Genomic DNA, 26024 nt, shown 5'->3' on the forward strand with positions numbered 1-26024 from the left:
GGTGACCCCGAGCAGACTGTGGAACAAGAACTTCATCCTGTCTTTCAGCATCAGCCTCATGGGCTCACTGGTGTTCTACATGCTGCTGACGTCCATGGCGGCATACGCGGTGATTTCGTTCGGTGCGGGGCAGGCGGCGGCCGGCTTCGCCTCGAGCTCCTTCGTTCTGGGTGCTGTGGTGTCCCGCGTCCCCGCGGGCAAGTACCTCGACTTCATCGGTCGCAAGCGGGTCATCCTGCTGTCTTCGATCATCCAGATTCTGCTGTCTCTGGCCTACATTCCGACCGGCACGCTCGACCTGTTCATTGCGGTGCGCTTCCTGCAGGGCTTTGCGTTCGGGTTCAACCACACGGCAACGTCGGCCGCTGTGCAGACCGTCATCCCGCCGCACCGCAGGGCCGAGGGAACGGGATATTTCGGCATGGCAACCTCTTTGGCAATGGCCAGCGGCCCGTTCCTCGCGGTGACGGTGTCCGCGTCACACGGCTACCAGCCGCTGTTCTACATCTGCGCGACAATTGCCGTCGTCGCCTCGCTGCTGTCGCTTCTGCTGACTCTTCCGGAGAACCCGCCCAGTGCTGAACAGCGAGCTGATAAATGGCGGCTGACCCCGAGTTCGTTCCTTGAGAAGGACACGCTGAAGACCTCTTCTGTGATGTTCTTTGCAGGTCTCGTGTACTCGGTCGTCATGGCCTTTTTGGGCTCCTATGCGGAGGCTATAGGGGCGTCCGAGGCGGCAGGCTGGTTCTTTGTTGCGCTCGCTGCCGCTATGCTCATCTGCCGTTCCTTTGTGGGCCGCCTGCAGGACAAGTACGGGGACGGCTGGGTGATCTACCCAGCCATCCTCATCTACGCTGCATCACTTACGGTGCTTACCTTTGCTCACGGTGAGTTCGCCATCGTCGTTGCGGGTGCGCTCGTGGGAGCAGGCTTTGGAACCCTGCTTCCTGCAGTGCAGGCCGTGTGTGTCGCCGATGCGCTGCCGGCCCGCTACGGGGTTGTCGTGTCGACGTTCTTCATCATGCTCGATTTGGGAACGGCAATCGGCTCCGTCGTTTTGGGTGCGCTGGAACCCGTGGTGGGTCAGCGGGGCATGTTCGGCGTTTCGACGTTTGTCGTGTTGTTCGGACTGCTTGTCTACTGGGCTGGCCGGCGCTCAGTCGCTCAGGGACGCTGACGCCGAGCCCAGGTGCCAGCACCCGGTTCGCGCATGCGGCGAACCGGGCTGCTGTAGCCGGTGCCCGGCTGGCTGGTGTTTTCGTTTCCACCGGAGGAGTGGCGCAGCGCCATGACGGCGGCGAATGCCGCCGAGCGCGCCAGGCGCTGCTCCTTCGGGGTTCCGGTCTTCGGCTTTTCTCTCACAGCGGGATGTTTCCGTGTTTGCGGGCGGGTGCCTGCACGTGCTTGTTGCGCAGAGCGCGCAGGCCTCGGACAATCCGTTCGCGGGTTTCAGACGGTGCGATGACCGCGTCGATGTAGCCCTCTTCCGCAGCCAAGTAGGGGTTGAGCAGAGCGTCTTCGTATTCCTGGACGAGTTCGGCTCGTTTGGCTTCGACGTCTTCGCCCGCGGCTTCGGCTTCCTTCAGTGTGCGGCGGTAGACGATGTTCGCAGCACCCTGCGCGCCCATGACGGCAATCTGTGCCGACGGCCAGGCCAGATTGAGGTCAGCGCCGAGCTGCTTAGAGCCCATAACGCAGTACGCGCCGCCGTAGGCCTTGCGGGTGATGAGCGTCAGGCACGGCACGGTCGCTTCACCGTAGGCGTAGATGAGCTTTGCGCCGCGGCGGATGATGCCGTTGTACTCCTGGTCGGTGCCGGGCAGGAAGCCTGGAACGTCGACGAAGGTCAGAATCGGAATGTTGAACGCGTCGAGGAAGCGCACAAAGCGGGCTGCCTTTTCTGATGCGTCAATGTCGAGCGTGCCGGCCATCTGCATGGGCTGGTTGGCAATGATGCCGACCGTTTCGCCTTCCACGCGGCCGAAACCGGTGACGACGTTCGGGGCGAAGAGTTCGCTGGTTTCGAGGAACTCGCCGTCGTCGAGGACCGTCGTGACGACATCCAGGATGTCGTAGGGCTGCGATGCGGAGTCCGGCACGATCGTGTTGAGCGCGTTGTCGGCTTCCGTCAGTTCAAGGTCAGCCGGGGCCGGCACCGTCGGAACGGGATCCATATTGTTCGACGGCAGGAACGACAGGAGGTCGCGCACATAGTTCAGTGCGTCTTCTTCGTCCTGTGCGAGGTACTGGGCGTTGCCGGAGACCGTGTTGTGGGTGTACCCGCCGCCCAGTTCTTCGTGGCCGACGTTTTCACCAGTGACGGTCTTGATGACGTCAGGACCGGTGATGTACATGTGCGAGGTGCCGTCGACCATGATCGTGAAGTCGGTCAGAGCGGGGGAGTAGACGGCACCGCCTGCCGAGGGTCCCATGATGAGGCTGATCTGCGGGATCACACCGGAGGACTTGACGTTCCAGTGGAAGATTTCGGCGAACAGGGCGATCGATCCGACACCCTCCTGGATGCGGGCACCGCCGGAGTCGTTGATGCCGATGATGGGGCAGCCGATCTTCAGCGCGAGTTTCTGCACCTTGACGATCTTGCGGCCGTTGGCTTCGGCAAGCGAACCGCCGAGCACAGTGAAGTCGTGGGCGAAGACCGCAACGGTGCGACCGTCGATTGTGCCCAGACCGCAGACCACGCCGTCGCCGTCGGGACGCTTCTTCTCCATGCCGAACTGGTGGCTGTGGTGGCGGACGAACTCGTCGATCTCCTGGAAAGAGCCGGGGTCGAGGAGTTCCGCAATGCGTTCGCGGGCGGTCTGCTTGCCGCGGTTGTGCTGGCGTTCAGCAGCCTGGGGATCGGGAGTGTGCGCGTTGCGGCGGCGCTCAATGAAAGCGGCCAACCGCTGCGCTGTCGTCTGCGGTGCGGTAGAAGGACTCATGTCACTAGACTAGCGGTGATTCTCACACGGTGGGCCGGTGTTGTGTCCGGCCGATAAAACAGCCTACAGTGATGTAGTGCATGATTGCGTTTCTCCTTTTGACCTCAGCCGCTTCAGCGAAGCCTGGAGCCTGGAAAGCCGGTTGCCTCAGCCGGACATCGAGTGGTCGGAGAAAACCGGCTCGACCAACGACGACCTCGTTGCAGCCGTAGAAAGCGGAAGTGCGGCACCCTTCAGCATTATCGGCACGGATCATCAGCAGGCCGGCCGCGGCCGCCTGTCGCGCACGTGGACGACACCTCCGAACACGTGTCTGACCTTTTCCATTGCCGTTCCAGTGCCGTCGACAGTCGCCGCGGACGACCTCGGCTGGATTCCGCTCATCACGGGCCGCGCTGTTGTTGACGCTCTGCGCGCCGAGGGAGTTCCGGCCGAACTCAAGTGGCCCAACGACGTCCTCATCCGCGACTGCAAGCTCGTCGGCATCCTCACTCGGATTGTCATCGGAGCTGACGGCGAAAAGACAGTCGTCATCGGCACCGGCATCAATGTGCACCTCGCACAGGACGACCTTCCGGTTGAGACCGCCACGTCGCTGCTCGTTGAGGGCTTCGAGTTCAGCCGCGAAGCGCTCCTGGCCGCTGTTGTCAGCCGACTGCGCGAGGCCCTGGACTCGGCGTTCAGCCGCCCGGCGGTCGGAACAGCAGAATTCTGTGCGGACATGTCCGCCTCCATGGCCACCATTGGCCGCGACGTTCGGGTTGAACTGCCCGGCCAGGAACCCCTCACCGCGCGGGCGGTTGGCCTTGACAAGCACGGCGGACTCGTCATTGAAACCGCTGAGGGCCTGCAGACCGTCACCGCCGGGGATGTCATACACGCGAGGCTGCTGTGACCGAACCTGATCCGCGCACTCGAGCTCTGCCGCAGATCAACGAGCACACCGTTTTCTCACGGCCGGACGCACCATGGAACCGCGACGCTGCGGCAACAACCGAAATCCAGCGGATTGCCGAAACCTCCGAAGAGTTCAGTTCGAGCTTCCAGGAAGAGCGCGCACGCGCCAACGCGCGGTCTTCCGATGACTCCAGCGTCTCTGAACTGCGCGACCGCCTGGAGTTTTCGCAAGGACTGGCGGACGACCCCAACCCGCCGACAGAAGCGGTACCGGACCTTTTGGACAACCCGGAGCTCATCGAGCAGCGCATACAGCGACTGCGCGCGGCGGCGTCGCTGCTGGAAGAACAGCTGCTGGGCGGCAAACGGGTCCTGACCAGACGCGAAGTAGCCCAGCTGGCAGGTGTTTCCACTGTGTCTGCCAAGAAGTTCTGGCGCGCCCTCGGCCTGCCAATCGCAGAAGAGGGCACACCTGCCTTCACGATTCGCGATGTCAATGCACTGGCCGAAATGGCTGATCTTGTGGCGCGCAACATGGTGGACGAAGAGACCGCGGTGGCGCTCGCTCGCGCCATCGGCCAGACCACCGACCGTCTGGTGGTGTGGCAGATGGAGACGGTTGTCGAATACCTCGCTGAATCACGCCAGCTGGATGAGCGTCAGGCGCGCGCGGTTGCGCTGAGCCTGTTTGAGCAGATCCTGCCGTCGCTGGAAAAGGTCATGCTGTACGCGTGGAAGCACAACATGGCCAACGTCTTCGGCCGGCTCAACGTGAACCTGGGCGACGACGCCGGTCCCGGCGGCAAGAACGCCGGCCAGCCAGGTTTCTATGATTCAGCCATGCCGCTTGCCCGCGGAATCGGCTTTGTCGACCTCGTGTCGTTTACCCGACTATCGCAGCAGATGGAGCCCAGGCAGCTTGCCAGCCTGGTCAAGCGCTTCCAAACCCTGTGCTACAACATCGTGACCGCCGGCGGCGGCCGTGTCATCAAAACCGTTGGCGACGAAGTGTTCTTCGCCGCCGAAACTCCGCGTTCGGGTGCCGAGATCTCAGTGCGGCTCATGGAGCGCATCACCGAAGACCCTGACCTGCCGAAAGCCCGCGTGGGCTTTTCATGGGGCAAGGTCCTGTCCCGCCTGGGCGACATCTTCGGTTCGACCGTCAACCTGGCAGCCCGCCTGACTTCAATCGGCGAACCCGGAACGGTCACCACCGACTGGGAAACCTCGTCCGTCATTGCGCAGACGGAGGCCTATGAGTTCTCCAATCGCCGCACCGTGAGCCTGCAGGGACTGGGCGATATTACGATCGTCGACATGCACCGCGGTCAGGCACCGCGCATGGTCGTCGACGTCGAACCCTGAGATCGAGCTTTGACGGTCGGCTGAGCGTGCCCCGTCAGAGCCCAGGCTCCGTCAGAACAGCTGTTCGTCGTCGTGGGACACAATGACGCCGCTGTCGTCATCCTTGTCCCGGCCGATCCGCGCGTAGCGGTCGTCGTCGCTGAAATCAGGTGCGCCCGCAGCGCCCTTGGCTGTGCTCTTGGCACCGCTCTTCGCGGCTTCTCCACCACCGGCGGGTGCGGTTCCCTCTGCCGAGGTGCCGTCGGCTGCCGCTGGATCTGCGGCAATGCCGGTGCGCGGCAGGGTGCCGATCGCATCGATCCGGCCTTCAACGGGAGCGCCCGAACCGTCGCGGCGAGACAGCTCGTCCGGCAGTGCGCGTGCACCGCCGGTCTTGGCGGCCGCCTGCGGGTTGGGTCCGGCAAAGGCTGTTACGAGCTCGGTTTCGTCCTTGAGGAAGCGGTGGCTGCGCATACCCGCGGTGGCACGTCCCTTGGCAGGGAAGTCCGACAGCAGGGAGACCTTGACGGATTCGGTTTCCTCGCCGTTGAAGTTCACGCCCTTGGCAATCGTCACAACCCGGTTTTCCACGGCTGGGTCGACAACGCTGAAGCTGATGACCTCGATGTCCTTCGGCAGGCGAATGCCCGCGACACCGCCAGCACCGGGCCCCTGTGCGCGAACGGCGTCGAGGGTGAAGGTGAGCAGATTGCCCGCCTGGGTGATGAACACGGCAGATCCGTCATCGAGGTTGGGCAGCTGGCCGGCGCCCACGACGGTGTCTTTGCCCTTGAGCGCAATGATGTCCCACACGTCGCGGTTGTTCGGGATCTCACCTGCGGCAACGCGTTTGACCACGCCCAAGCGTGTGCCGAGCACCACCTCGGCAGTGGGGTCGATAAGGGTGATGACCTGTTCTCCGCGTTCGAGCTCGATGAAGTCGGTGATCTTCACCCCGCCCGACAGCACGGGGCGGGTGGCCTGGTCCGGCAGGGACGGCAGGTTGATGATGTCGATCTTGTGCACCCGCCCCTTGTTCGTCAGAGCACCCAGGGATCCGCGGGTGCTCGAGGGGATCTGCGCGATGAGAGCGTCGTTGGCAGCCCTGCGGCCGGTGGCTGACAGTTCGCCGGCTGTTGCCGTCCGGGCGATCTTCCCGGTGGTGGACATGAGCACCCAGCAGGGTTCGTCGGCCACCTGCAGGTTCTTGCCCTTCTTGCGGCCGGCGGCCTTGATCTCCTTGAGGCTGCCCTCAACGAGCACCGTGCGGCGGCCGGTGTCAAGAGCCTCCGCGGTCTCTTCGAGCTCATCCGACACGAGGGTCTTCAGACGGTGTTCGTCGCCGAGGATCTCCCGCAGGTCTTCGATCGTGGCCTGCAGTTCGTCGCGCTCAGCTTCGAGTTCAATGCGGGAGAACTTCGTCAGGCGGCGCAGCTGCAGGTCGAGGATGTAGGTCGCCTGGATTTCGGAGAGGTCGAAGACGTCCATCAGCCGGGTGCGCGCCTGTGCGGCATCGTCAGAGGAGCGGATCAGCTGGACGACCTCGTCGATGTCGAGGATCGCAACGAGCAGACCCTCCACTAGGTGCAGGCGGTCGAGTGCTTTCTGCAGGCGGAATTCACTGCGGCGGCGGATGACGTCGATCCGGTGGGCAATGAACACCTCGAGCAGGGCCTTCAGCCCCAGGGTTCGGGGACGGCCGTCCACCAGGCAGACGTTGTTGATGCCGAAGGAGTCTTCCATCGGGGTCAGGCGGTACAGCTCTTCGAGAACAGCTTCCGGGTTGAAGCCGGACTTGATGCCGATGACCAGGCGCAGGCCGTGCTTGCGGTCAGAGTAGTCATCAACCGAGCTGATGCCCTGCAGCTTTTTGGCCTGGACGTTGTCCTTGATCTTCTCGATGACCTTTTCGGGGCCCACAAGGTAGGGAAGTTCGGTCACGGTGATGCCACGGCGACGCGGCGTGATGTTCTCAAACTTCACGGTTGCGCGAGTGCGGAAGGTGCCGCGGCCGGTTTCGTAGGCATCCCGCACACCCGACAGGCCGATGATCCGGCCGCCTGTCGGCAGGTCCGGACCCGGGACGAAGCGCATGAGCTCATCCAGGGATGCGTCGGGGTTGAAGATCAGGTGGCGGGCGGCGGCGATGACTTCGCCGGGATTGTGCGGGGCCATGTTGGTGGCCATGCCGACCGCAATGCCGGAGGCCCCGTTGACCAGCAGGTTCGGCAGTGCGCTGGGCAGCGCTTCGGGCTGAGTGAGTGAACCGTCGTAGTTCGGCACAGTGTTGACGGTGTCTTCGTCCAGGTTGCGCAGCATATGCATGGCCGCTTGGTCCAGCCTGGCCTCCGTGTAGCGGGGAGCCGCGGGGCCGTCGTCAAGCGAACCGAAGTTGCCGTGGCCGTCGACAAGCGGGACGCGCATGACAAAGGATTGAGCCATGCGCACCAGCGCGTCGTAGATGGCGGTGTCGGAGTGCGGGTGCAGCTTGCCCATGACATCGCCGACAATGCGCGAGGACTTGACGTAGGGGCGGTCGGGGCGCAGCCCCATTTCCGACATTTGGTAGAGAATGCGGCGCTGGACGGGTTTGAGGCCGTCGCGAGCATCCGGCAGCGCGCGGGAGTAGATGACCGAGTACGCGTATTCGAGGAACGACGTCTCCATTTCCTGGGTGACATCGATATCGACGATCTGACCGTCGGTCACGCGGCTTCCTCCTTGTGCAGCGGCTGTGCCATCAGGAGGTCAGTGTAGCGCTCAGCAGGGCAGAAACCGCTGATTTCACGGTCGCCGCGTCGGCTGAGCGCGCTTAAGCGTCAGTCAGTCGGCGGTTCACATCCTGCGGCGCAGAGTGTCCATGCGGTCTGCATCAGCCGCCAGCTGAATGCGGGCCGACAGGAGGTAGCTCTTATCGGTGGTGATCATAATTGGGCGGATTTCAATGCTGCGGATGACGGGGAACTCGTCAACCAGCGCCGCCAGGCGCAGCAGGATCTCTTCGGCCGGTTCGACGTTGGCCACCGGCAGGCCCTTGTAGCCGAACAGACGAGGTGAGGCTCCCGGAGTGCGCACCATGTTGCGGGCATCGAGGTCGGTCAGGGGAGCGACCCGGTGGGCAACATCGTCCAGCAGCTCGGTGGAGTCACCGGCAAGGGAGAACGACACCATGGGCCCCAGCAGCGGGTCCTCGCCGGCGCGGATGACGCACCCGACACCCGCCGGCGCCATCGCCTGCACGTCGATGCGGCGGTCGTCATCGTCATCGAGCGATTGCGCGATGACCTCGGCGATGCCGTTCCAGTCGCCCACGAGCTCCGCCTCGTTCTGAATGGCAAGGCGCACCCCGCCGAACTCAAAGCGGTGACGCAGCTTCCTGTGGACAGCCTTCAGCGCTACCGGATAGCCGATCTTCGCGGCGGCCGCCTTGGCCTCTTCGACAGTCGAGGTGGATATATAGGGCAGCACGTCGATGCCGTAGGCGCCCAGAAGAGCGTGCGCGGCCTCATCAGTCATGGTCACCCTGGGCGAATCGGCTTCCGCCAGGCTGCTTTCGATGATCCGGCGGGCTTCGCGAACCTTCAGGTCTGTGAAGATCGGGTAGTGGCCGTGATCGGACTTCTTGTACACCGCGTACTCGGTTGCCCGGGCAAGCGCCCACACGGCAGCTTCGGGACCGCCGTAGGACGGGACGACGTGCTTGGTGCGCTCGCCGTCGGCAGACCGGGTGTAGGACGTGAGCATTTCGTCCTTGCCGTACACCCCGAGGAAGCACGCGACCGTGGTCTTGCCCGACTGGGCTGCTGCATCCGCAATGGCCTGCGCCATCTGGGATGACGAAACACTGGGGGAAGGCGTGATGATGACGACAACCGAATGCACGTGCGGGTTGGCGTACACCTGCCGCAGCTGAGCTTCGAAGTCATCGACCGTGGCCTCCGGGTGCATGGACACCGGGGCGGTGCCGAGCTTCAGCCCTTCTGCGCGCACACACTGTTCGACAAGTGTTGACAGCGCTGCGGAGTTGCCCACAATGCCCACGCGCTTGCCGTCCGGCAGCGGCTGCGTGTCGAACACCTGCGCAATGTCGTACATCTGGCTGACCGAGCGGGCGCGAATAACACCCGCCTGCGCAAGAACCTGATCCATGGCGCTGGCAGACAGGGACGACACGCGCACCGCGTGACCCGGCGGGAGCTCACCTCCGGTGAGATCGGACTTGATGACGATGACGGGCTTATTGCGGGTGACCCTGCGGGCAATACGCGAGAACTTTCGCGGATTGCCGATCGATTCGAGGTACAGGCACACGACGTTCGTGGCGGGATCTTCCTGCCAGTACTGCATCATGTCGTTGCCCGACAAGTCCGCACGGTTGCCGGCAGACACAAAAGTCGAAATGCCGATGCCGCGCTCGCGGGCAGCCGCCAGCATTGCCGTGCCCAGAGCACCCGACTGGCTGAACACGCCCACGTGGCCGGGATCGGGCAGGAACGGCGACAGTGAAGCGTTGAGGTCAACTTCGGGGTCGGAGTTGAGAACACCAAAGGAGTTTGGGCCGATCAGGCGCATGCCCCACGTGCGGGCGGTGGTGAGCACCTGCTCCTGCAGTCGCGCACCCTCTTCTGAAGTCTCCGCAAAACCAGAGGAGACCACGACAACGCCCTTGACGCCTCGTTCCGCGCAGTCGCGGACAACCTGGGGGACAGAGACAGCAGGGACCGCGATGACGGCGACATCGATGTCGCCCTCAATCTGATCCAAGCTCGACACGGTGGGCAGGCCCGCAACCTCGGAAGCCTCCGGGTGGACGATGTTGAGCCGACCCCGGAAGCCGCCGGCAGTCAGATTGCGCAGCAGCAGATTGCCGATCGACGCACGGCTGCGCGAAGCCCCGAATACAACAATCGATTCGGGGTGCAGAATGCCGCGCACCGACAGGGCCTCAGCACGATGCTCACGCGATGCCAGCACCTGCCGGGACTTCTCCGTGGGGTCGATGTCGAAAGCAACAGCCACAACCCCGTCATCGAATTCGCGGGTGACCTCGTAGCCGGCGGCGGCGAACACCTGCAGCATGGGACGGTTCTGCGGCAGAACCTCGGCAACAAAACGGTCAATGCCCATTTCGCGGGCCGCAGCGGCCAGGTGCTCCAGAAGAATTGAGCCGATGCCGCGGCCCTGGTGCGCATCCGCAATGTTGAACGCCACCTCGGCAGAGTTCTCATCCAGCCGGTCGTAGCGGCCGATGCCGATGATCTCGTCGCGGATCGTCATGACAAAGGCAACGCGGTCGCGGTAGTCGACGTTGACGAACCGCTCGAGGTCCTTGTCTGGGATCTGCTTGATCGGGGCGAAGAACCGCATGTAGATGGATTCGGCTGACTGCTTCGAGTGCATAGCCTGCACACCGTCGGCATCACTTTGAAGAATGGGGCGCAGACGCGCCGTCGCACCATCGCGGAGGACAACGTCGGCTTCCCAAGACTGTGGATAGGCGCTCATACCACCCAGCTTATGCCCCGCGGGGGCTCCCGCCTAGCCCTACGCGCGGGCGGCAGTAGACAATGGTGCAATGGACCTTCCACAGCGACTCATCGCCGACATCCAAGACGCCGGCTACTACCCGCAGATAGCAGCGACTGCAATAGCGGAAGCCCTGCTGGACGAACCCGTGCTCGACCACCTGGTCTACACCGACACGCACATGGACCTCGACACCATCCACCGGCTGGTGAGCGTCTTCGTGCTCACGCCCACCCGACTGGTGCTTGCGCGCGTTGACGACGAACCACATCCCGAACCGGGGTGGAGCGAACCGCGTGCCCTGTGCAGCACAGAAGAAGTGGAACTCGGCAAGCTCGCGGCCCCGGCAATCTTCGCCACCTACGCTGATCCCGCCCACTACCGCCCCGGTGACAGCCCTGTGGAAGTGCAGCTCATCATGTCCTGGGGTGCACGCAGTCGCCTGGAGGTGTTCCCCGAAAACTGCGGCAACCCCGACTGCGATGTCGACCACGGTTTCAGCGGCGGCACGTTCAGCGAAGACGTCGCCCTGCGCGTATCCGCCCAGGCCGAAGGCCAGCAGGCCGTCGATGCGACCGTCAGCTTCGCGAACACACTGCGCCGGGTCATCCACGCCGCACGCACCCAGCGCCGATAAACCCAACATCCCGCCCAGGCCGCACGGCAGTGCGGAACCGGGCCTCCGCCTCGTCAGAGAAATCCCGTACGCAACGTCAGAAAGCCCAGCGTGACACACCAGTTTCAGCCGCCGGACTACGCGAACAGCCCGCTGCTGTCGGACATCGTTCCGGCAGCGGCCGCCGCACTCGATGCCCAGAGTGTGCTGTCAGCCGATCAGCGACTGCGCACCGAGCGGATTCTCAGCGGCAGTGCGGCCGAAGCTCGCGTTGTGGTTGTCGTGCTCATCGACGGCATGGGGCTTGAACTGCTGCGCGCCCGGAAGGCCTACACGCCGTTTCTGCGTTCCGTCGGCCAGCACCTGAGGGCCGGCAGTGCGGGCTTTCCGTCGACCACCGCGAACTCGCTGTCCTCGCTCGGTACGGGAATGCTGCCCGGTGGGCACGGAATCATGGGCTACAAACTCCTCGACCCCGAAAGCGGCGAGGTGTTCAATCAGCTGACAGGTTCGAGCGAAGTCGACCCCAGCCGGTGGGTGCCGGACACCACGCTGTTCGAGAGGCTGACCGCCGCCGGTCTTGACGTCGTGCAGCTGGGCGAACCGAAGTTCAGCCGCGGCGGACTCAATGCGGCAACCCTGCGCGGGGGTCGCTTCCGCGGCTCTGACTCCTGGGAGCAGCGGGTGCGTCACGCACACGAAGAAATGCGCGCTCCCGGCCGCCGGCTCGTCTACTTCTACTGGGGCAAACTCGACAAAACCGGACACCAGGCCGGCTGGAACTCCGACCAGTGGATCGAACAGCTCGAACAGGTCGACCAGATGCTCAGCGGCCTCGCGGCAGCGCTCGGGCCGGACATGACAATGATCATCACCGCTGATCACGGCATGGTCGATGTCGCCCACGACAACCGCATTGACCTGGCCGAACACCCTGAGCTGGCGGCGGGATTGACAGCCGTCGGGGGAGAGCCCCGGGCGGCACACCTCTACACCCGCGACGGCGCTCGCGACGACACAGCGGAAGCCCTCCGCGCTCAGCTGGCCGGCAGGGGACGCGTCATGACCCGTACCGAAGCCATTCGCGAAGGCTGGTTCGGGCAAGTCGCCGATGCCTTCCGCGCCCGCATCGGCGACCTCGTGGTGGTGTGTGACGAAACAACCGCCATTGTCGATTCGCGCAATGATTCGCCTTCGGCTCTGAGCCTGCTGGGCCACCACGGGGGAGTGAGCTCAGCCGAGCTCACCATCCCGCTGCTCGTTCTGCACGGCTGAGTCTGCTTTTTGGGCTGAGTCTGATTCTGGGGCAGGTGCCGGGTTGCCGAAATCTGACGAGGTGTCTGTCAGGACCTCGCGCCTGTGCGACTTTCCGCGGTACAGCCAGGATCGGTAGGCGAAGTACCGCATGATGTTGCCCAGCAGCAGTCCGATGACATTGCCGGATATGTTGTCGGCCAGCAGCGATGTGAAGCCCAGAACATCGTGGGAGACCCAGAGGGTGAGAAGCGCGATGCCCATCCCCGCGGCATTGACGGCGAAGAACAGGATGCCCTCAAAAGCGGGCCGGTAGCGCGACTCCTGGTCGGCAAAGGTCCAGCGCCGCGACCCGATCCATGAAACAGCTGTTGCACACAGAACCGCCACGGTCTTCGACCACACGGGGTGGCCCTGCAGGACAGTCAGCATGAGCAGGTTGAAAACGCTGACGTCGACGAAGAATGCGACAGTCCCGACCACCGTGAAGCGGCCGATTTTGACGAGTTCGCGTCTCTTCTTGCCCACGCGCCCACTATAGGCAGGCTGCACCCACTGCGGGTTGGTCGACACTGGGTGCGAGTCACTCAGGGCTTGGTCGGGTGGCGGGCGCTAGAGTGAGGGCGTGTCTTTTCCACGTATTGGTGTAATCGGCGGCGGTCAGCTGGCGCGCATGATGGCGCCGGCTGCCGAAGCGCTCGGTGTTGCTTTTCATGTTCTGTCGGAGGCAGAAGGGTCTTCTGCCGCGCAGGTTTCCTCTCAGGTGACCGTCGGGGACTACAAGGACTTCGACACGCTGCGCGCGTTTGCTGAAACGGTCGACGTCATCACCTTCGACCACGAGCACGTGCCGACTGAGCACCTCGAAGCCCTTGTGGCAGCCGGTCACAGCGTCCACCCCGGCCCTCACGCGCTCGTCTACGCGCAGGACAAGCTCAAGATGCGCGCCAAAATGGACGAACTCGGCCTGCCCAACCCCACGTGGCGCGAAGTAACAGACACTGATTCCCTGCAGGCCTTCGGCGATGAGATCGGCTGGCCGATCATCGTGAAAACGCCCCGCGGCGGCTATGACGGCCACGGGGTCAAGCTCATCAACAGCGCCGACGAAGCCGCCGACTGGTTCGGCAAGGGCCCGCTGCTGGCCGAAGAGGCCGTTGACTTCACCCGCGAACTGTCCGTCATGGTCGGCCGTTCGCCCATGGGCCAGACCGCCGTGTGGCCGGTTGTGGCAACCCTGCAGGAAGGCGGCATCTGCACTGAGGCCGTCGCACCCGCTCCCGACCTCGATCCCGCGAAGGCCCAGGCAATCACCGCTGATGTGCTCACGGTCGCCGAATCGCTCGGCGTGACCGGTGTGATGGCGATGGAGATGTTCGAAACCGCTGACGGCTACATGGTCAACGAACTGGCCATGCGGCCGCACAATACGGGCCATTGGACACAGGACGGCTCAATCACGACCCAGTTCGAACAGCACCTGCGGGCCATCCTCGATCTCCCGCTGGGTGACCCGGCCCCGAAAGCACCCGTGACGGTCATGGCGAATGTCCTCGGTGCCGACCGCGAAGACCTCTACCGGGCCTATCTGCACGTTTTGGCTCACGACCCGCAGGTCAAGGTCCACATGTACGGCAAGGGAGTGCGTCCCGGTCGTAAGCTCGGACACGTCAACATCAGCGGTGACAACGTCGAATCGGTTCTGGCACGCGCCCGCCACGCGGCGCACTTCATTGCCGGAACTGACACCAACCCGCACCCTGACCTGCCCTGAGGGAGGACGCAGACATGAGCACCAAGCCGAAAGTCGGCATCGTCATGGGGTCCGACTCGGACTGGCCCACCATGAGCGCCGCCGCGGACGTCCTGGAAGAACTGGGCATCGAGTTTACGGCGGAAGTCGTTTCCGCCCACCGCATGCCCCACGACATGATCGAATGGGGTGCCCGTGCTGACGAGGCGGGGTATTCCGTCATCATCGCCGGTGCCGGAGGTGCCGCCCACCTTCCCGGGATGATCGCCTCGGTCACGTCCCTGCCGGTGATCGGCGTTCCGGTGCCGCTGAAGCACCTCGATGGCATGGACTCACTCCTGTCGATCGTCCAGATGCCCGCCGGTGTGCCGGTGGCGACCGTGTCGATCGGCGGAGCGAAGAACGCGGGCCTGCTGGCCGCCAGAATCATCGGCGCCGGACGGGATGACGAGTCGGCGGCTCTGCGCGGTCGCCTTGACGACTACCGCCTCGAACTGGGGCGTGCCGCTGAAGAGAAGGGCCGAGCGCTCAAGCGCCGGCTCGAAGAGCACAGCTGAAAGGGAAACCAATGTTCGATGTCTACAAGCTGACCGAAGAGCACGAAGAGATCCGCGCTGCGGTGCGCTCGATCGTCGAAGACAAAATCGTCCCCGCCGCAGCCGAAGTCGACGCTGAGGCGCGCTACCCGCAGGAAGCACACGATGCTCTCGTGGCCACCGACTTCTTCGCCCCGCACGTGGCCGAAGAATACGGCGGTGTGGGTGCAGACGCCCTGGCAACCTGCATCGTGATCGAAGAGGTGGCCCGCGGCTGCATGTCGTCGTCCCTCATCCCCGCCGTCAACAAGCTCGGCTCCATGCCGGTGATCCTCGGCGGCGGCGAAGAGATCAAGCAGAAGTACCTGTCGCAGCTGGCACAGGGCCGCGGATTCTCCTACGGCCTGTCCGAACGCGAAGCAGGCTCCGATACCGCCAGCATGAAGACCCGCGCTAAGCGCGACGGCGACGACTGGGTGCTCAACGGCGTCAAGACCTGGATCACGAATGCAGGTGTTTCTGACTTCTACACCGTTATGGCCGTCACCGACCCCGAAGGCCCCCGCGGCCGCAACATCACCGCATTCGTGGTGGAAAAAGACGACGAGGGCTTCACCTTCGGCGAAAAGGAGCGCAAGCTCGGCATCAAGGGCAGCCCCACCCGCGAACTGTTCTTCGAAGACTGCCGCATCCCCGGCGACCGCATCATCGGCAATGAAGGCGAAGGCCTCAAGATCGCCCTGCGCACCCTCGACCACACCCGTGTGACGATTGCCGCGCAGGCCGTCGGTGTTGCCCAGGGTGCGCTCGACTACGCGATCGACTACGTCAAGGACCGCAAGCAGTTCGGCAAGTCCGTGTCCGACTTCCAGGCTGTGCAGTTCATGGTCGCGGACATGGGTATGAAGCTTGAAGCCGCCCGCCAGCTGACCTACGCGGCAGCCGCGAAGTCGGAGCGCGATGACGACGACCTCGGCTTCTTCGGCGCAGCCGCCAAGGCCTTCGCTTCCGATGTCGCCATGGAGATCACCACCGATGCGGTGCAGCTGCTCGGCGGTGCCGGCTACGTTGTCGACCACCCGGTTGAGCGCATGATGCGCGATGCGAAGATCACCCAGATCTACGAAGGCACCAACCAGATCCAGCGTCTGGTCATGGGACGCAAGCTGCTGGGCTGAAAGACGACACCCGCATGAGCCAGCGCAGGCAGCTGCAGTACGCAGACCCCATCCGCAACCCCAAGCGAAGCCCACAGTATGTCCGGGATCGCCGCGGGTGGTGGCTGCTGCTGTGCTCTGCGCTCGTGCCGGGTTCCGTGCAGAGTGTGCTCGGCGCCCCGCGGAAGTTCACCCGGACGGCGCTGGGCATCACACTCGGCACCTGGGTGCTGGTGCTGGCGGCCGTCATCATTGCGCTTATCAAACGCAGCTTCCTGTTGACCGTCGGCACCGATCCCTTTCTGTTGATCGTCGTTCTGCTCGTGGTGCTTGCCGCCGGCATCAACTGGGTTGTGTGTCTGCTGGACACCATGCGGCGCGTGAAGGTCGTCAGCCTCAGCAAGAAGACCCGGCCGAAGTTCTTGGCTGTAGGTCTGGCTGCCGCCCTCATCGTGGGCCTGGGCACCGCGTGGGGCGGCGTGACGGTCAACGCGCAGCGTTCGCTCATGTCTCAGCTGTTCGCTTCCGGCAAGCTCAAGAAGCCGGTCGAGGGCCGGTACAACGTGGCTCTGCTCGGCTCTGACGCGGGCAAGGGCCGCGAGGGCATCCGCCCCGACAGCCTCACGGTTGTGTCGATGGACGCCAAAACCGGAAAATCGGTTGTCATCGGCATTCCCCGCAACACCCAGAACGTGCCGTTCCCCAAGTCTTCGCCCATGCACAAGCACTTCCCGCAGGGCTACAACTGCGGCAATGACTGCCTCATCAACGCCGTCTATCAGGAAGCGGAAAAACACGCCGACGAATACGAGGGCGATGTTCCCGCTGGAGTGCAGGGCACGGTTGAAGCCCTCGAAGGCGTGACTGGCCTCGACATCCAGTTCTACGCGATGATCGACCTCAAGGGCTTCGAACAGCTCATTGACGCCATGGGCGGCATTCGGCTGAATTCGGAAGTGCGCGTGCCCATCTCGAGGCCCATCAACCCGGCCACCGGCAAGCACTATCCGCCGAAGGAATGGATTGAACCGGGGCAGAACATCAAAATGGATGGTCGCACAGCCCTGTGGTACGGCCGTTCCCGCGAATTCTCCTCTGACTACGAGCGCATGGTCCGCCAGCGCTGCGTGCAGGAAGCCATGCTGCGGCAGATGGATCCGGCGACCCTTATGACGCGCTTTACGAAACTCGCCGCGGCCGCACCGGATGTCATTTCAACCGACGTTCCGCAGCGGCAGGCCGACGACTTCATCAACCTGGGCATGAAGGCGAAATCGCAGAAGATGCTCTCGGTTGAGCTCACCCCGCCGCAGGTCACACCTTCCCATCCGGACTTCACAGTGACCAAGAAGCTGGTCCAAGAGGGAATCGAGAAGTCCAAGCAAGAGGACAAGCAGGCATCAGCGGGGCTGTTCGCGCCCGCACCGGCGCACGCGGCTGAAAAGAAGCCCAAGGCCAGCTCCATCTGCTCGGTTCCCAAGTGATTTCGGTGAATGTAACCTCCTCTTCACCTTGATGTCGCCTTCTGCGGCCATAGCGTTCACAGTGGACTCCTACGGTAGCCGGACGCTAAGGTTGCAAGGAGACGATGTTGAAGCTACAAGGCTCGCCGGCTAACTACGCCTGGGGTTCGACCACCGCCATTCCCGCCCTTCTCGAACAGGCTCCCACTGGCGAACCCATTGCCGAAATGTGGTTCGGAGCGCACGAAGCCAGGCCCTCAAAGGTCGTCTGGTCCGCCCCCGCATCGGAACAGGCCTACGGAATTGCAGTTCTTCCGCGCACCCTGTCTGACGTTGTTGCCGAAAGCCCCGCCGCTGTTCTTGGCGAAGAAACGGTTGAAACCTTCGGCCCGCGTCTGCCCTTCCTCGTGAAACTTCTCGCAGCGGACAAGGCGCTGTCGATTCAGGTGCACCCGGACCTCGAACAGGCCCGTGAAGGCTTTGCCCGCGAAAACGCCGCCGGCATTCCCATCGATGCACCGCACCGCAACTACCGCGACGCGTGGCACAAGCCCGAACTCATCTACGCCCTGTCGCCGTTTGATGCACTCACGGGTTTCCGCGAGCCTCACGCGATTGCGGCCACCGTTGACCGTCTGCTGGCTGCCGAGGTGCCGGGCACCCACGCGGCACTGCTCACGTGGCGTGAGGTCCTGGCGGGGGACAACCCGCTGCAGGACTCCATGAACCTCCTGCTGGATACTCCCAACTTCGGTGCGGTTGCCGACCGTCTGGCCGCCGCCGATATCCCTGAGGCTGCACCAGACTGCGATTCGCGCATCGGATGCGATATCGATCCGATCCACATCCTGCGGATGACCAACGGTGATTTCCCGAACGACGCGGGCGCTCTCGTTGCGCTCATGCTCAACATGGTCCGCATGCTCCCGGGCCAGGCTCTTGCCATGAAGGCCGGCATTCCGCACGCCTACCTGCGCGGTCTGGGCGTTGAAATCATGGCCTCGTCTGACAACGTCGTTCGCGGTGGCCTGACCAGCAAGCACATCGATATTCCCGAACTGCAGCGCCTGGTGCGCTTCGAAGTGCAGAAGCCCCACATCCAGCACCCTGATGACAGCGGTCTGCTCGACACCGGATGCCGCGACTTCGGAATGCAGGTCATCAGCTGTGCTGACAACCTCCAGCTCGGCGAGGACGCTCCCACGATCGCCCTGTGCACCTCGGGTGAGTTCCAGGTGAGCACCGACCACGGCACCCAGCAGCTGAACCCGGGTGACGCCTACTTCATCGGCGCTGACGAAGCCCCTCCCACGTTCAACGGCCAGGGAGCCCTGTTCGTCGGCGGCCTGGGACGCTGACACACCGGCTGGCTGCTTCAGCCAGCAGGCGCAGACACTGAGAGGGACGGTCAGATGACCGTCCCTCTCACTTGTCCTGCATACACCCACAAGCAACAAAACACCCGTCAGCAGCAAGGCTGACGGGTGTTTCTGTGGTTGATGGGTATCCCGGCAGGATCAGACGTCGGCAACCTGCATTTCGGGAACATCTCCGTCTACGATCAGCTTCGCCTGCGTCTTGTCGACGATTTCCTCGACAGTGACACCGGGGGCGCGTTCAACGAGCGTGAAGCCCTCCGGGGTGACGTCGATGACGGCGAGGTCGGTGATGATGCGCTGCACAACGCCCTTGCCGGTCAGCGGAAGTTCGCACTTCTCAAGAAGCTTGGGCGAACCGTCGCGAGCCACGTGGTCCATGATGACGAAAACGGATTTCGCGCCGTGTACCAAGTCCATGGCTCCGCCCATGCCCTTGACCATTTTTCCGGGGATCATCCAGTTGGCGATGTCGCCCTTCTCATCGACCTGCATAGCACCGAGAATGGCCGCATCGATCTTGCCGCCGCGAATCATGCCGAAGCTCTGCGCAGAGTCGAAATACGCTGCACCCGGGCGCATGGTGACGGTTTCCTTGCCGGCGTTGATGAGGTCCGGATCGACCGTTTCGCGGGTAGGGTAGGGGCCCACGCCCAGGAGGCCGTTTTCGGACTGGAGCACCAGCTGGACGTCGTCGGAAACATAGTTCGGGACGAGGGTGGGCATGCCGATGCCGAGGTTGACGTAGCTGCCGTCTTCGAGTTCCTGCGCGGCGCGGGCAGCCATCTGGTTGCGTGAAAGTGCCATGTCAGTCCTCCTGCACCGTGAGCTTTTCGATGGGCTTGTCAGCAGCTTCTTCTGGGCTGAGCTTCACAACCCGGTGCACGTACACACCGGGCACGTGAACATCCGCCGGGTCGATTTCGCCCGGTTCGACGAGCTCTTCGACTTCTGCGATCGTGATGCGTCCGGCCTGCGCAGCCGGCGGGTTGAAGTTCTGTGCTGACTTGTTGAACACGAGGTTGCCGTGGCGGTCGCCCTTGGCCGCACGGACGAGCGCGAAGTCGCACGGCAGAGACTCTTCAAGAACATAGGTCTGCTCTTCGCCGAAGGTGTCGAACTGGCGTTCTTCCTTGGCGGGGGAGGACTCGACCACGTTGCCATCGGCGTCATAGCGCCACGGCATGCCGCCTTCGGCCACCTGGGTGCCGGCACCCGTAATGGTGTAGAACGCCGGAATCCCAGCACCGGCAGCGCGCAGCTTTTCTGCCAGAGTGCCCTGCGGGGTCAGTTCCACGGTGAGCTCTCCGGACAGGTACTGGCGGGCGAACTCTTTGTTTTCGCCGACGTACGAGGCGATCATGCGGCTGATCTGCTTGCTTTCGAGCAGAAGGCCAAGGCCTCGGCCATCAGTTCCCGCGTTGTTGGAAACGCAGGTGAGATTCTTTGCACCCTGATCACGCAGAGCGCGGATGAGGTATTCGGGAACTCCGACGACTCCAAAGCCGCCTACGGCAATGCGGGCGCCGTCAAAAATGTCTGCAACCGCTTCAGCGGGTGATGAAACTTCTTTGTCCATGGTGCGAACCTATCACGCGGCCCCATTGGCTTTGCAGGGCTTTCAGCCCAAGGTGAGAATCCCGCCCAGAAGAGCCCGCAGGGCGTTGGTGAGCTCCGCCTCGTCAGTGGGGAAGGCAGGCAGAACAGCGTCCGGTCCCGGCTCTTCGGGAATCGGGACACTCAGCGTCCTGCCCTTCACGTCCAGCCGCAGCTGCTGCGTGTAGGCGAGAGGAAGCACGTCCGGCAGGGAGCGGACCTCGGTGATGAAGTCGAGGAAGTCCTCAGGGACGTCGGTGGTCAGTGCCAGCGGTTCGGTCGCGTAGACGAAGACCTCATCGGCATCGAAAGCCGCGCTCGCCTGCTCCATGCCGGCGGGAACAAGAGCCATGTGAGCGCCATCGGGGGCTGGCGAATCGGCCTCGAGGACCGAAACCGGCAGACCGAGGCCCGCCGCGGCGACCATGCCGGCGGCTGCCCGCCAGTGCAGGTGGCCGTCGGTGATGACGGCTAGTCCCGAGGCCCCGTAGTCCTCCCACAGAGCGGTGGACTTATAGATCCAGTTGGCGAACACAGCGCCTGTGAGCTCAAGGTCTCCGGAAGGCCCGGACCAGCGCACGGCCGGTTCGGAACGGGCGGCAAGCTGGGCGATGAACGATGCGAACACGGTTCTCCTCGGTTGGTTTGGAAGGCGGGTCAGGGCACGATGATCCGCACGTCGGCGCCGCTGCCGTCGGTGCGCACGTGAGCGTCGGCGCGCAGGCCCTCAATCCACAGCGCCGAACTGAAGCGTTCGACAAGAGCACCCAAGCCGATGGCCGCGCGAGGGTCTTCCACTGTGGTCTGCGTTGCCGGTTCGATGAGCACACGAGCGCCGGAGCCCATGGGCACAAAGCGCCAGCCGTCTTCGCCGGGTACGCGGGCGGGACCTGAGCGCACTGTCGCTATTGCGCGGCTGACGTGGGCAAGGATGTCGTCGTGGCGGGTGCCGGAGATCGGCCGGAGGCCCTCCGGGTGGGCACCGAGCGCACTCTGGCACGCTTCGGCCCAGCCCAGGCGGAACCACGGGGCCAGCCCGCCTGTTTCGTCAAAGGTTTCCGCGGGATGCTCGGTTGGCGCGTCCGGTACGACAGGGCTGCTGCTGTGGGCGCGGATGATCGCAAGCGTCGAGTCTTCTGCAGTGAGCGCCGCAGTCGCGGCTGCGTGGTCGGCTGTTTTCTGGTCGACAACCCCGTACGAGGCGAGGCTTCCCGCCCGCTGTCCCCGCCGGAAGGGGTGGGGGAGGTCCTGGAAGATGACGACTCCGATATCGGCCGAGAAATAGGAGCGCAGCCACGCGCCGGCCCCAGCTGCCCACCGGTGCGGGTGGTGCACCGGGGCGATGACGGTTTGCCCTTTTGCGCGGTGGCCGCCGTTGAATTCGACGGTGCCGTTGGAGGTGAAGGTCAGGCGCACGGGGGTGCCGTTGAACGTCCGCGAGGCTATGAGTGCGCGGGTGGCTTCGGCAACGCTTGTTTCGACGTCAGGGCTATCGGCCGGCAGCAGGCGTCCCTGGCAGGCTGACACGAAGTCTGCGCGCACGGCGATGATGTCGTCGTCCCGGATTTCCACTCGGGCCCTGTCGATGTCGGCGGCGATCAGAGCTGCCGTGCGGTCAGTGTCGAGGGGGTTCTGCGGGAAGCCCGCGGCGATTCCAAACGCCGTGGCCAGCGATGTTCGCGCCATCATCCCCACACCGTGGTCGGCCCGTCGTCCGGGCGTGCCGAGGCGGCCTCTGCGAGGAGTTCAGCAAGCCGCTCATCGGCTTTTTCGCCGCCGAGCCCGGTGCGGGTTTCCGCATCCAGTCGGTCGGCGCCGACCGTAAGAACTTGGGCGCGGGTGCCGGTGAGAGCATCCATCATGCCCGGCAGGCGGAGCGTTGGTTCGGCCGTGAACTCGGGGCGTTCGTCGACGGCGAAGATGACAACGTCGGCTTCGCGGATTGCTTTGAGTACGCCAGGCGCGGCTTTGGCACTGTCGAATACAGGCCGGGCAATGCGCGTGGCGTCCGTGCGGCCCTCTGCGGTGTAGCGACGTGCCGGCCACGCTTCCTCAGACTGAGCTCCCGGGACGACCACCATCGTTTCGACAGCGGTGTCGGTCAGCGGCAGCAGAGTGAAATCCGGTGCGTAGCGCTTGCTCATGGCCTGTGTGACCGCGGCCAGCCCGTAGCCCAGCCCCATAAGCCGGCTGCGCAGGACCGCCGCGGCCAGCTGGAGGTCGTTCATGCGGAACCACTCGGCGTCTACCCGAAAAGCGGCCAGTTCGGCTGCTGCGCCACCGGGAACCGGCGATGCCGGCGGGATGAGGCAGGCATCGATGTCGGGGCAGAAGCGCAGCCCGTGGACGGTGACGTCGGTGAGCGTGGAGGCAATCACCGTCAAGTCCGTATCGGCATGCTGCAGCCCCGCCTGGCGGACGTCGGCGAGCACGTGGGTGAGTCCGTCGGTGACGGGCAGAACGGTGATCTTCATGGGCTCATCATGTCATCCGATGTTCGTGTGCGCCGAATCGGTGCACAGTGTTCTTTCTGCCGCGCTGCGGTGCTCCGGGTGTCTGGTGGGAGTGCTGTCCGGCGGGAGGGGAAAGGGTGCAGTGGATGGGAAAAATCATGAGAAATCGGCCCGATTCCCACAGGTTGTGGTGTGCGGGTTAGTCGGTGGCCACATGTTGTGTTCATGTGGCCAGTGGGGTGGGAACGCGTGTTCTATTGTCGGGTTCTGGGAGGGTTGAATAGCATGGCCCCACTTGACTAAAGGGGAATGACACACGTGTAATTTAACTACGACGCGTCCCGCAAGGACTGTCGTAGAAAGGGGAAGCACGTGTCAGAAGCGCGCAAATACAAGAGTTCTCCGCAGCGTCCGGCACCCAGTGTCACCGAGCGTGCAGCTCAGGACTGGTTCGTCGACCCTGCGCACTCCTCCCCGTCTTTCGTCCCGGATCCGCTCTCTGTCGATCCTACCGAGCTCAAGCCGATTTCCGGCGGACCCGATGCCGGCATTTCCAGCATCAATCCGCTGGCTCTCCTCCTGGGAGAAGGCGACGGCGGTCTCGATTGGCAGGACCAGGCGCTGTGCGCCCAGACGGACCCCGAGGCTTTCTTCCCCGAAAAGGGCGGCTCCACCCGCGAAGCTAAGAGGGTGTGTGCTTCCTGCGAGGTTCGCGCCGAATGTCTCGAATACGCGCTGTCCAACGACGAGCGTTTCGGAATTTGGGGTGGACTGTCAGAACGCGAACGACGTCGTGTGAAGAAGCAGGTCGTGTGAACTCCACGGACTGAAAAAGGGGCGAGGCGCCAGCCGTCGCCCCTTTTCCGTTCCCGGGCCGCTGCCTCGGGTGGGCATCAGCCGAACATGAGGTCCAGCAGCTCCGTCAGCTCCGCATCGAGAATCTGGCCCCTCTCCTGGGCAGTGCGCGCCAAAGCGCGCAGCGGTAGGTAGTTGACCTCGATGATGCCGGGGCTTGTATCCGTGCGCTCATAGGCGAGAGCCGCAAGGCCCATCGACGTGGTCAGCCCCTGCTGGCCAGCCGGCGGCACCCAGCACAGCCGCAGTTCGTAGTCTTCTGGATTGGCACCTCGGGCAGTGAGCAGCTCAGCCAGCAGCTCCGACCCGGCCCTGTCCAGCTGGTCCCGGCGGGTCAGTGATGCCGGAGCGTGCGGCGGCAGAGCCGAACCGCGAAAATCACGATGCCTGGACACGGGGCCTCCCTTCCGGGCCAGCGTATCCGCTCAAACGCGCAGCGGCCTGTACTACACTGCCTGTGTGTTTCGCACCTGTTCCAAAATCGGCTGCTCTGAACCGGCCAATCGCACGCTCACCTATGTGCATTCCGAAGCGTGCATTGTCATCGGCCCTCTTTCCCAACAGCCCGAACCGGGAGCACACGACCTGTGCGAAACTCACTCCGATCGGATCACCCCGCCACAGGAATGGCAGATCATCCGCTTGGAAACCGACGGCCCGCCCATCGAGCGAACCCGCGATGATCTGCTGGCGATTGCAGATGCCGTCCGCGAAGCCGAACCCGAAGCGCCCGAAGGCCGCAAACACGGACACCTGACCATCATCGAGGACACATGACTCGCTATGCGCGTGAACGCCGAACCGTCGGCGCCTATGACGTACGCGGGCTCGTCGGCGAAGAGCTCACCGACGACTTCATCTTCGCCTTCGGCTGGGCTGTTGCCCGCGCCGCACAGGCCGAATGGGGCAGCGAGGAGATCCTCATCGCCCACGACATGCGGGAAACCTCGCCGCGTTTTTCGCGCCTGCTGGCGGCCGGCAGCCGGCAGGCGGGACTGCAGCCGAAGAACATCGGCATGGCCTCGACCGATCAGCTGTACTTCGCTTCCGGCGAATACGGTCTGCCCGGTTTCATGGTGACCGCCAGCCACAACCCGCCCGAATACAACGGAATCAAAGTGTGCGGACCCGGAGCATCCGGTGTGTCCCGGAAAGACCTTCTGGGCACAGCACTCGAACTGCTGGACTCCGCCCCCGAATGTTCCTACGGCCCCGGCTCCGCTGACTCTGCGGCAGCCGCTGATACGCAGCTTGGCGTCGATGAAGCGCTGGCGCAGCGCACGGCCCGCGGCTTCGCCGAGCGCATCCGCAGCCTCACCGGCTTAAACCGGGTCCAGGGGCTGACGATTGTCGTCGACGCCGGAAGCGGCATGGCCGGGTTGACGGTTCCGCAGGTGTTCGGAAGTGCGGCGGAGCTGGAGGCGCTGAACATCACGGTGCGCGGCATGTACATGGAGCCCGACGGCACTTTCCCGTACCACCCGGCCAACCCGCTGGATCCCGCCAACCTCGTCGACCTGCAGAAAGCTGTCATCGCAGCGCGTGCCGAAACAGCCGAACCTGTCATCGGCCTGGCCTTCGACGGCGATGCCGACCGCTGCTTCTTTGTGGATGAAAACGGCGACACCGTGTCAGCATCCGCGATCGGTGCGATGACCGCCGTCAACGAAATCCGCCGCGTCCGCGCGGAAGAACAGCCCGTTGTGCTGCACAACCTGCTCACATCGCGTTCTTCAGTGCAGTGGGTGGAAAAGGCCGGCGGAACGCCCGTGCGCACTGCGGTGGGGCATTCCGGCATCAAACAGGCCATGCGCACCAACAACGCTGTCTTTGCGTTCGAGCACTCAGCTCACTACTACTTCCGCGATTTCTTCGGGGCAGACTCCGGTCTGCTCGCAGCAGGGCACGTGCTCGCCGCCGTGCACGCTTCGGGCAAACAGCTGAGCGAACTGGCAGCTGACTACGCGCCCGGGCCCATGAGCGGCGAAATCAATTCACGCGTCGAAGATCAGCAGACGGTGCTGGAGGCCGTGGCTGAGGCCGGCCAGCGCGGTGACTTCGGCCCCGTGACAATTGATCGCCTGGACGGAATCACGCTCGACGGTGATGGCTTCTGGATCAATGTGCGCACATCCAATACGGAACCGCTCGTACGGCTCAACGTAGAAGCCGGCAGCCAGGAGCGGGTTGACGAACTCGTCGAAGCGGCACTGGCCATCATCCGCGCATAGGCCCGCTCGGTAAGCCCACTCA

Annotated in this window: 24 protein-coding genes; 13 read left to right on the top strand and 11 right to left on the bottom strand. The window is 64.0% G+C overall.

What is annotated here, in order from left to right:
• Nucleotide 1 precedes the first annotated feature (1 nt).
• Nucleotides 2-1177, top strand: a complete 1176-nt coding sequence (locus tag Bravens_RS01565; RefSeq protein WP_082790961.1) for an MFS transporter — start codon at nt 2-4, stop codon at nt 1175-1177.
• Here Bravens_RS01565 and Bravens_RS01570 read toward each other — a convergent pair.
• Complete coding sequence (locus Bravens_RS01570) at nt 1165-1362, bottom strand: hypothetical protein (protein ID WP_062019692.1); 198 nt, start codon at nt 1360-1362, stop codon at nt 1165-1167. The two genes, Bravens_RS01565 and Bravens_RS01570, sit on opposite strands and share 13 nt — an antisense overlap.
• On the bottom strand, nt 1359-2945 hold the full coding sequence (locus Bravens_RS01575; protein ID WP_062019694.1) for an acyl-CoA carboxylase subunit beta: 1587 nt from the start codon (nt 2943-2945) through the stop codon (nt 1359-1361). The genes Bravens_RS01570 and Bravens_RS01575 overlap by 4 nt, the downstream gene beginning before the upstream one ends.
• Before the next feature lie 76 nt (nt 2946-3021).
• Here Bravens_RS01575 and Bravens_RS01580 point away from each other — a divergent pair, with 76 nt between their 5' ends.
• Together Bravens_RS01580 and Bravens_RS01585 are read left to right on the top strand one after the other, a co-directional pair.
• Nucleotides 3022-3840: a biotin--[acetyl-CoA-carboxylase] ligase gene (locus Bravens_RS01580; RefSeq protein WP_167346380.1), complete on the top strand. Its 819-nt coding sequence runs from the start codon at nt 3022-3024 to the stop codon at nt 3838-3840.
• The gene (locus tag Bravens_RS01585; protein WP_062019697.1) at nt 3837-5207 is read left to right on the top strand and encodes an adenylate/guanylate cyclase domain-containing protein; all 1371 of its coding nucleotides are present in this window, start codon (nt 3837-3839) and stop codon (nt 5205-5207) included. Before Bravens_RS01580 ends, Bravens_RS01585 begins: the two co-directional genes overlap by 4 nt.
• Before the next feature lie 51 nt (nt 5208-5258).
• On the opposite strand, the gene Bravens_RS01590 is transcribed toward Bravens_RS01585, so the two are convergent.
• Nucleotides 5259-7895: a DNA gyrase/topoisomerase IV subunit A gene (locus Bravens_RS01590; protein WP_062019699.1), complete on the bottom strand. Its 2637-nt coding sequence runs from the start codon at nt 7893-7895 to the stop codon at nt 5259-5261.
• Between the two features lie 126 nt (nt 7896-8021).
• Nucleotides 8022-10691 (bottom strand): bifunctional acetate--CoA ligase family protein/GNAT family N-acetyltransferase, encoded by a 2670-nt coding sequence (locus tag Bravens_RS01595; protein ID WP_062019701.1) that lies wholly within the window; start codon nt 10689-10691, stop codon nt 8022-8024.
• Nucleotides 10692-10761: 70 nt separating this feature from the next.
• On the opposite strand from Bravens_RS01595, the gene Bravens_RS01600 reads away from it, so the two are divergent.
• On the top strand, nt 10762-11349 hold the full coding sequence (locus Bravens_RS01600; protein WP_062019703.1) for a DUF5998 family protein: 588 nt from the start codon (nt 10762-10764) through the stop codon (nt 11347-11349).
• 90 nt (nt 11350-11439) lie between these two features.
• Complete coding sequence (locus Bravens_RS01605) at nt 11440-12603, top strand: alkaline phosphatase family protein (protein ID WP_062019705.1); 1164 nt, start codon at nt 11440-11442, stop codon at nt 12601-12603.
• On the opposite strand, the gene Bravens_RS01610 is transcribed toward Bravens_RS01605, so the two are convergent.
• The gene (locus tag Bravens_RS01610; protein ID WP_062019707.1) at nt 12562-13110 is read right to left on the bottom strand and encodes a GtrA family protein; all 549 of its coding nucleotides are present in this window, start codon (nt 13108-13110) and stop codon (nt 12562-12564) included. The two genes, Bravens_RS01605 and Bravens_RS01610, sit on opposite strands and share 42 nt — an antisense overlap.
• A 97-nt stretch (nt 13111-13207) precedes the next feature.
• Between Bravens_RS01610 and Bravens_RS01615 the strand changes: the two genes are divergently transcribed.
• From Bravens_RS01615 to manA, 5 genes are all read left to right on the top strand, one after another.
• Nucleotides 13208-14356 carry a 5-(carboxyamino)imidazole ribonucleotide synthase gene (locus Bravens_RS01615; protein WP_062019709.1) on the top strand — a complete coding sequence of 383 codons (1149 nt, stop codon included), beginning with the start codon at nt 13208-13210 and terminating at the stop codon, nt 14354-14356.
• 14 nt (nt 14357-14370) lie between these two features.
• Entirely contained in the window at nt 14371-14892 is a 522-nt protein-coding gene (purE, locus tag Bravens_RS01620; RefSeq protein WP_062019711.1) for a 5-(carboxyamino)imidazole ribonucleotide mutase, read from the top strand.
• An 11-nt stretch (nt 14893-14903) separates the two neighbouring features.
• Nucleotides 14904-16049, top strand: coding sequence for an acyl-CoA dehydrogenase family protein (locus Bravens_RS01625; RefSeq protein WP_062019713.1), 1146 nt, complete (start codon nt 14904-14906; stop codon nt 16047-16049).
• 14 nt (nt 16050-16063) lie between these two features.
• On the top strand, nt 16064-17512 hold the full coding sequence (locus Bravens_RS01630; protein WP_062019715.1) for an LCP family protein: 1449 nt from the start codon (nt 16064-16066) through the stop codon (nt 17510-17512).
• A gap of 104 nt (nt 17513-17616) precedes the next feature.
• Nucleotides 17617-18849, top strand: coding sequence for a mannose-6-phosphate isomerase, class I (gene manA / locus Bravens_RS01635; protein ID WP_062019717.1), 1233 nt, complete (start codon nt 17617-17619; stop codon nt 18847-18849).
• Nucleotides 18850-19008: 159 nt separating this feature from the next.
• On the opposite strand, the gene Bravens_RS01640 is transcribed toward manA, so the two are convergent.
• From Bravens_RS01640 to Bravens_RS01660, 5 genes are read right to left on the bottom strand one after another with little or no spacing between them, the layout of a single operon-like run.
• Nucleotides 19009-19674, bottom strand: a complete 666-nt coding sequence (locus tag Bravens_RS01640; protein WP_062019719.1) for a CoA transferase subunit B — start codon at nt 19672-19674, stop codon at nt 19009-19011.
• Between the two features lies 1 nt (nt 19675).
• On the bottom strand, nt 19676-20446 hold the full coding sequence (locus Bravens_RS01645; RefSeq protein WP_062019721.1) for a CoA transferase subunit A: 771 nt from the start codon (nt 20444-20446) through the stop codon (nt 19676-19678).
• Nucleotides 20447-20488: 42 nt separating this feature from the next.
• Nucleotides 20489-21091, bottom strand: a complete 603-nt coding sequence (locus Bravens_RS01650) for a hypothetical protein (RefSeq protein WP_062019723.1) — start codon at nt 21089-21091, stop codon at nt 20489-20491.
• A 29-nt stretch (nt 21092-21120) separates the two neighbouring features.
• A complete protein-coding gene (locus tag Bravens_RS01655; RefSeq protein WP_062019725.1) occupies nt 21121-22149 on the bottom strand; it encodes a coenzyme F420-0:L-glutamate ligase in 1029 nt (342 codons plus the stop codon).
• A complete protein-coding gene (locus Bravens_RS01660; protein ID WP_062019727.1) occupies nt 22149-22937 on the bottom strand; it encodes a 2-phospho-L-lactate transferase CofD family protein in 789 nt (262 codons plus the stop codon). The genes Bravens_RS01655 and Bravens_RS01660 overlap by 1 nt, the downstream gene beginning before the upstream one ends.
• Nucleotides 22938-23288: 351 nt before the next feature.
• Here Bravens_RS01660 and Bravens_RS10825 point away from each other — a divergent pair, with 351 nt between their 5' ends.
• Nucleotides 23289-23732 (top strand): WhiB family transcriptional regulator, encoded by a 444-nt coding sequence (locus Bravens_RS10825; protein WP_280512867.1) that lies wholly within the window; start codon nt 23289-23291, stop codon nt 23730-23732.
• 77 nt (nt 23733-23809) lie between these two features.
• Here the strand turns inward: Bravens_RS10825 and Bravens_RS01670 are convergent, their stop codons facing one another.
• A complete protein-coding gene (locus Bravens_RS01670; RefSeq protein WP_062019729.1) occupies nt 23810-24166 on the bottom strand; it encodes a hypothetical protein in 357 nt (118 codons plus the stop codon).
• A gap of 64 nt (nt 24167-24230) precedes the next feature.
• Here Bravens_RS01670 and Bravens_RS01675 point away from each other — a divergent pair, with 64 nt between their 5' ends.
• Both Bravens_RS01675 and Bravens_RS01680 read left to right on the top strand, forming a co-directional pair.
• On the top strand, nt 24231-24548 hold the full coding sequence (locus Bravens_RS01675) for a DUF3499 family protein (protein ID WP_019175635.1): 318 nt from the start codon (nt 24231-24233) through the stop codon (nt 24546-24548).
• The gene (locus Bravens_RS01680; protein ID WP_062019731.1) at nt 24545-26002 is read left to right on the top strand and encodes a phosphohexomutase domain-containing protein; all 1458 of its coding nucleotides are present in this window, start codon (nt 24545-24547) and stop codon (nt 26000-26002) included. The genes Bravens_RS01675 and Bravens_RS01680 overlap by 4 nt, the downstream gene beginning before the upstream one ends.
• Nucleotides 26003-26024 lie beyond the last annotated feature (22 nt).

Origin of the sequence: Brevibacterium ravenspurgense (assembly GCF_001584615.1) — a bacterium.
Taxonomy (GTDB): Bacteria; Actinomycetota; Actinomycetes; order Actinomycetales; family Brevibacteriaceae; genus Brevibacterium; species Brevibacterium ravenspurgense.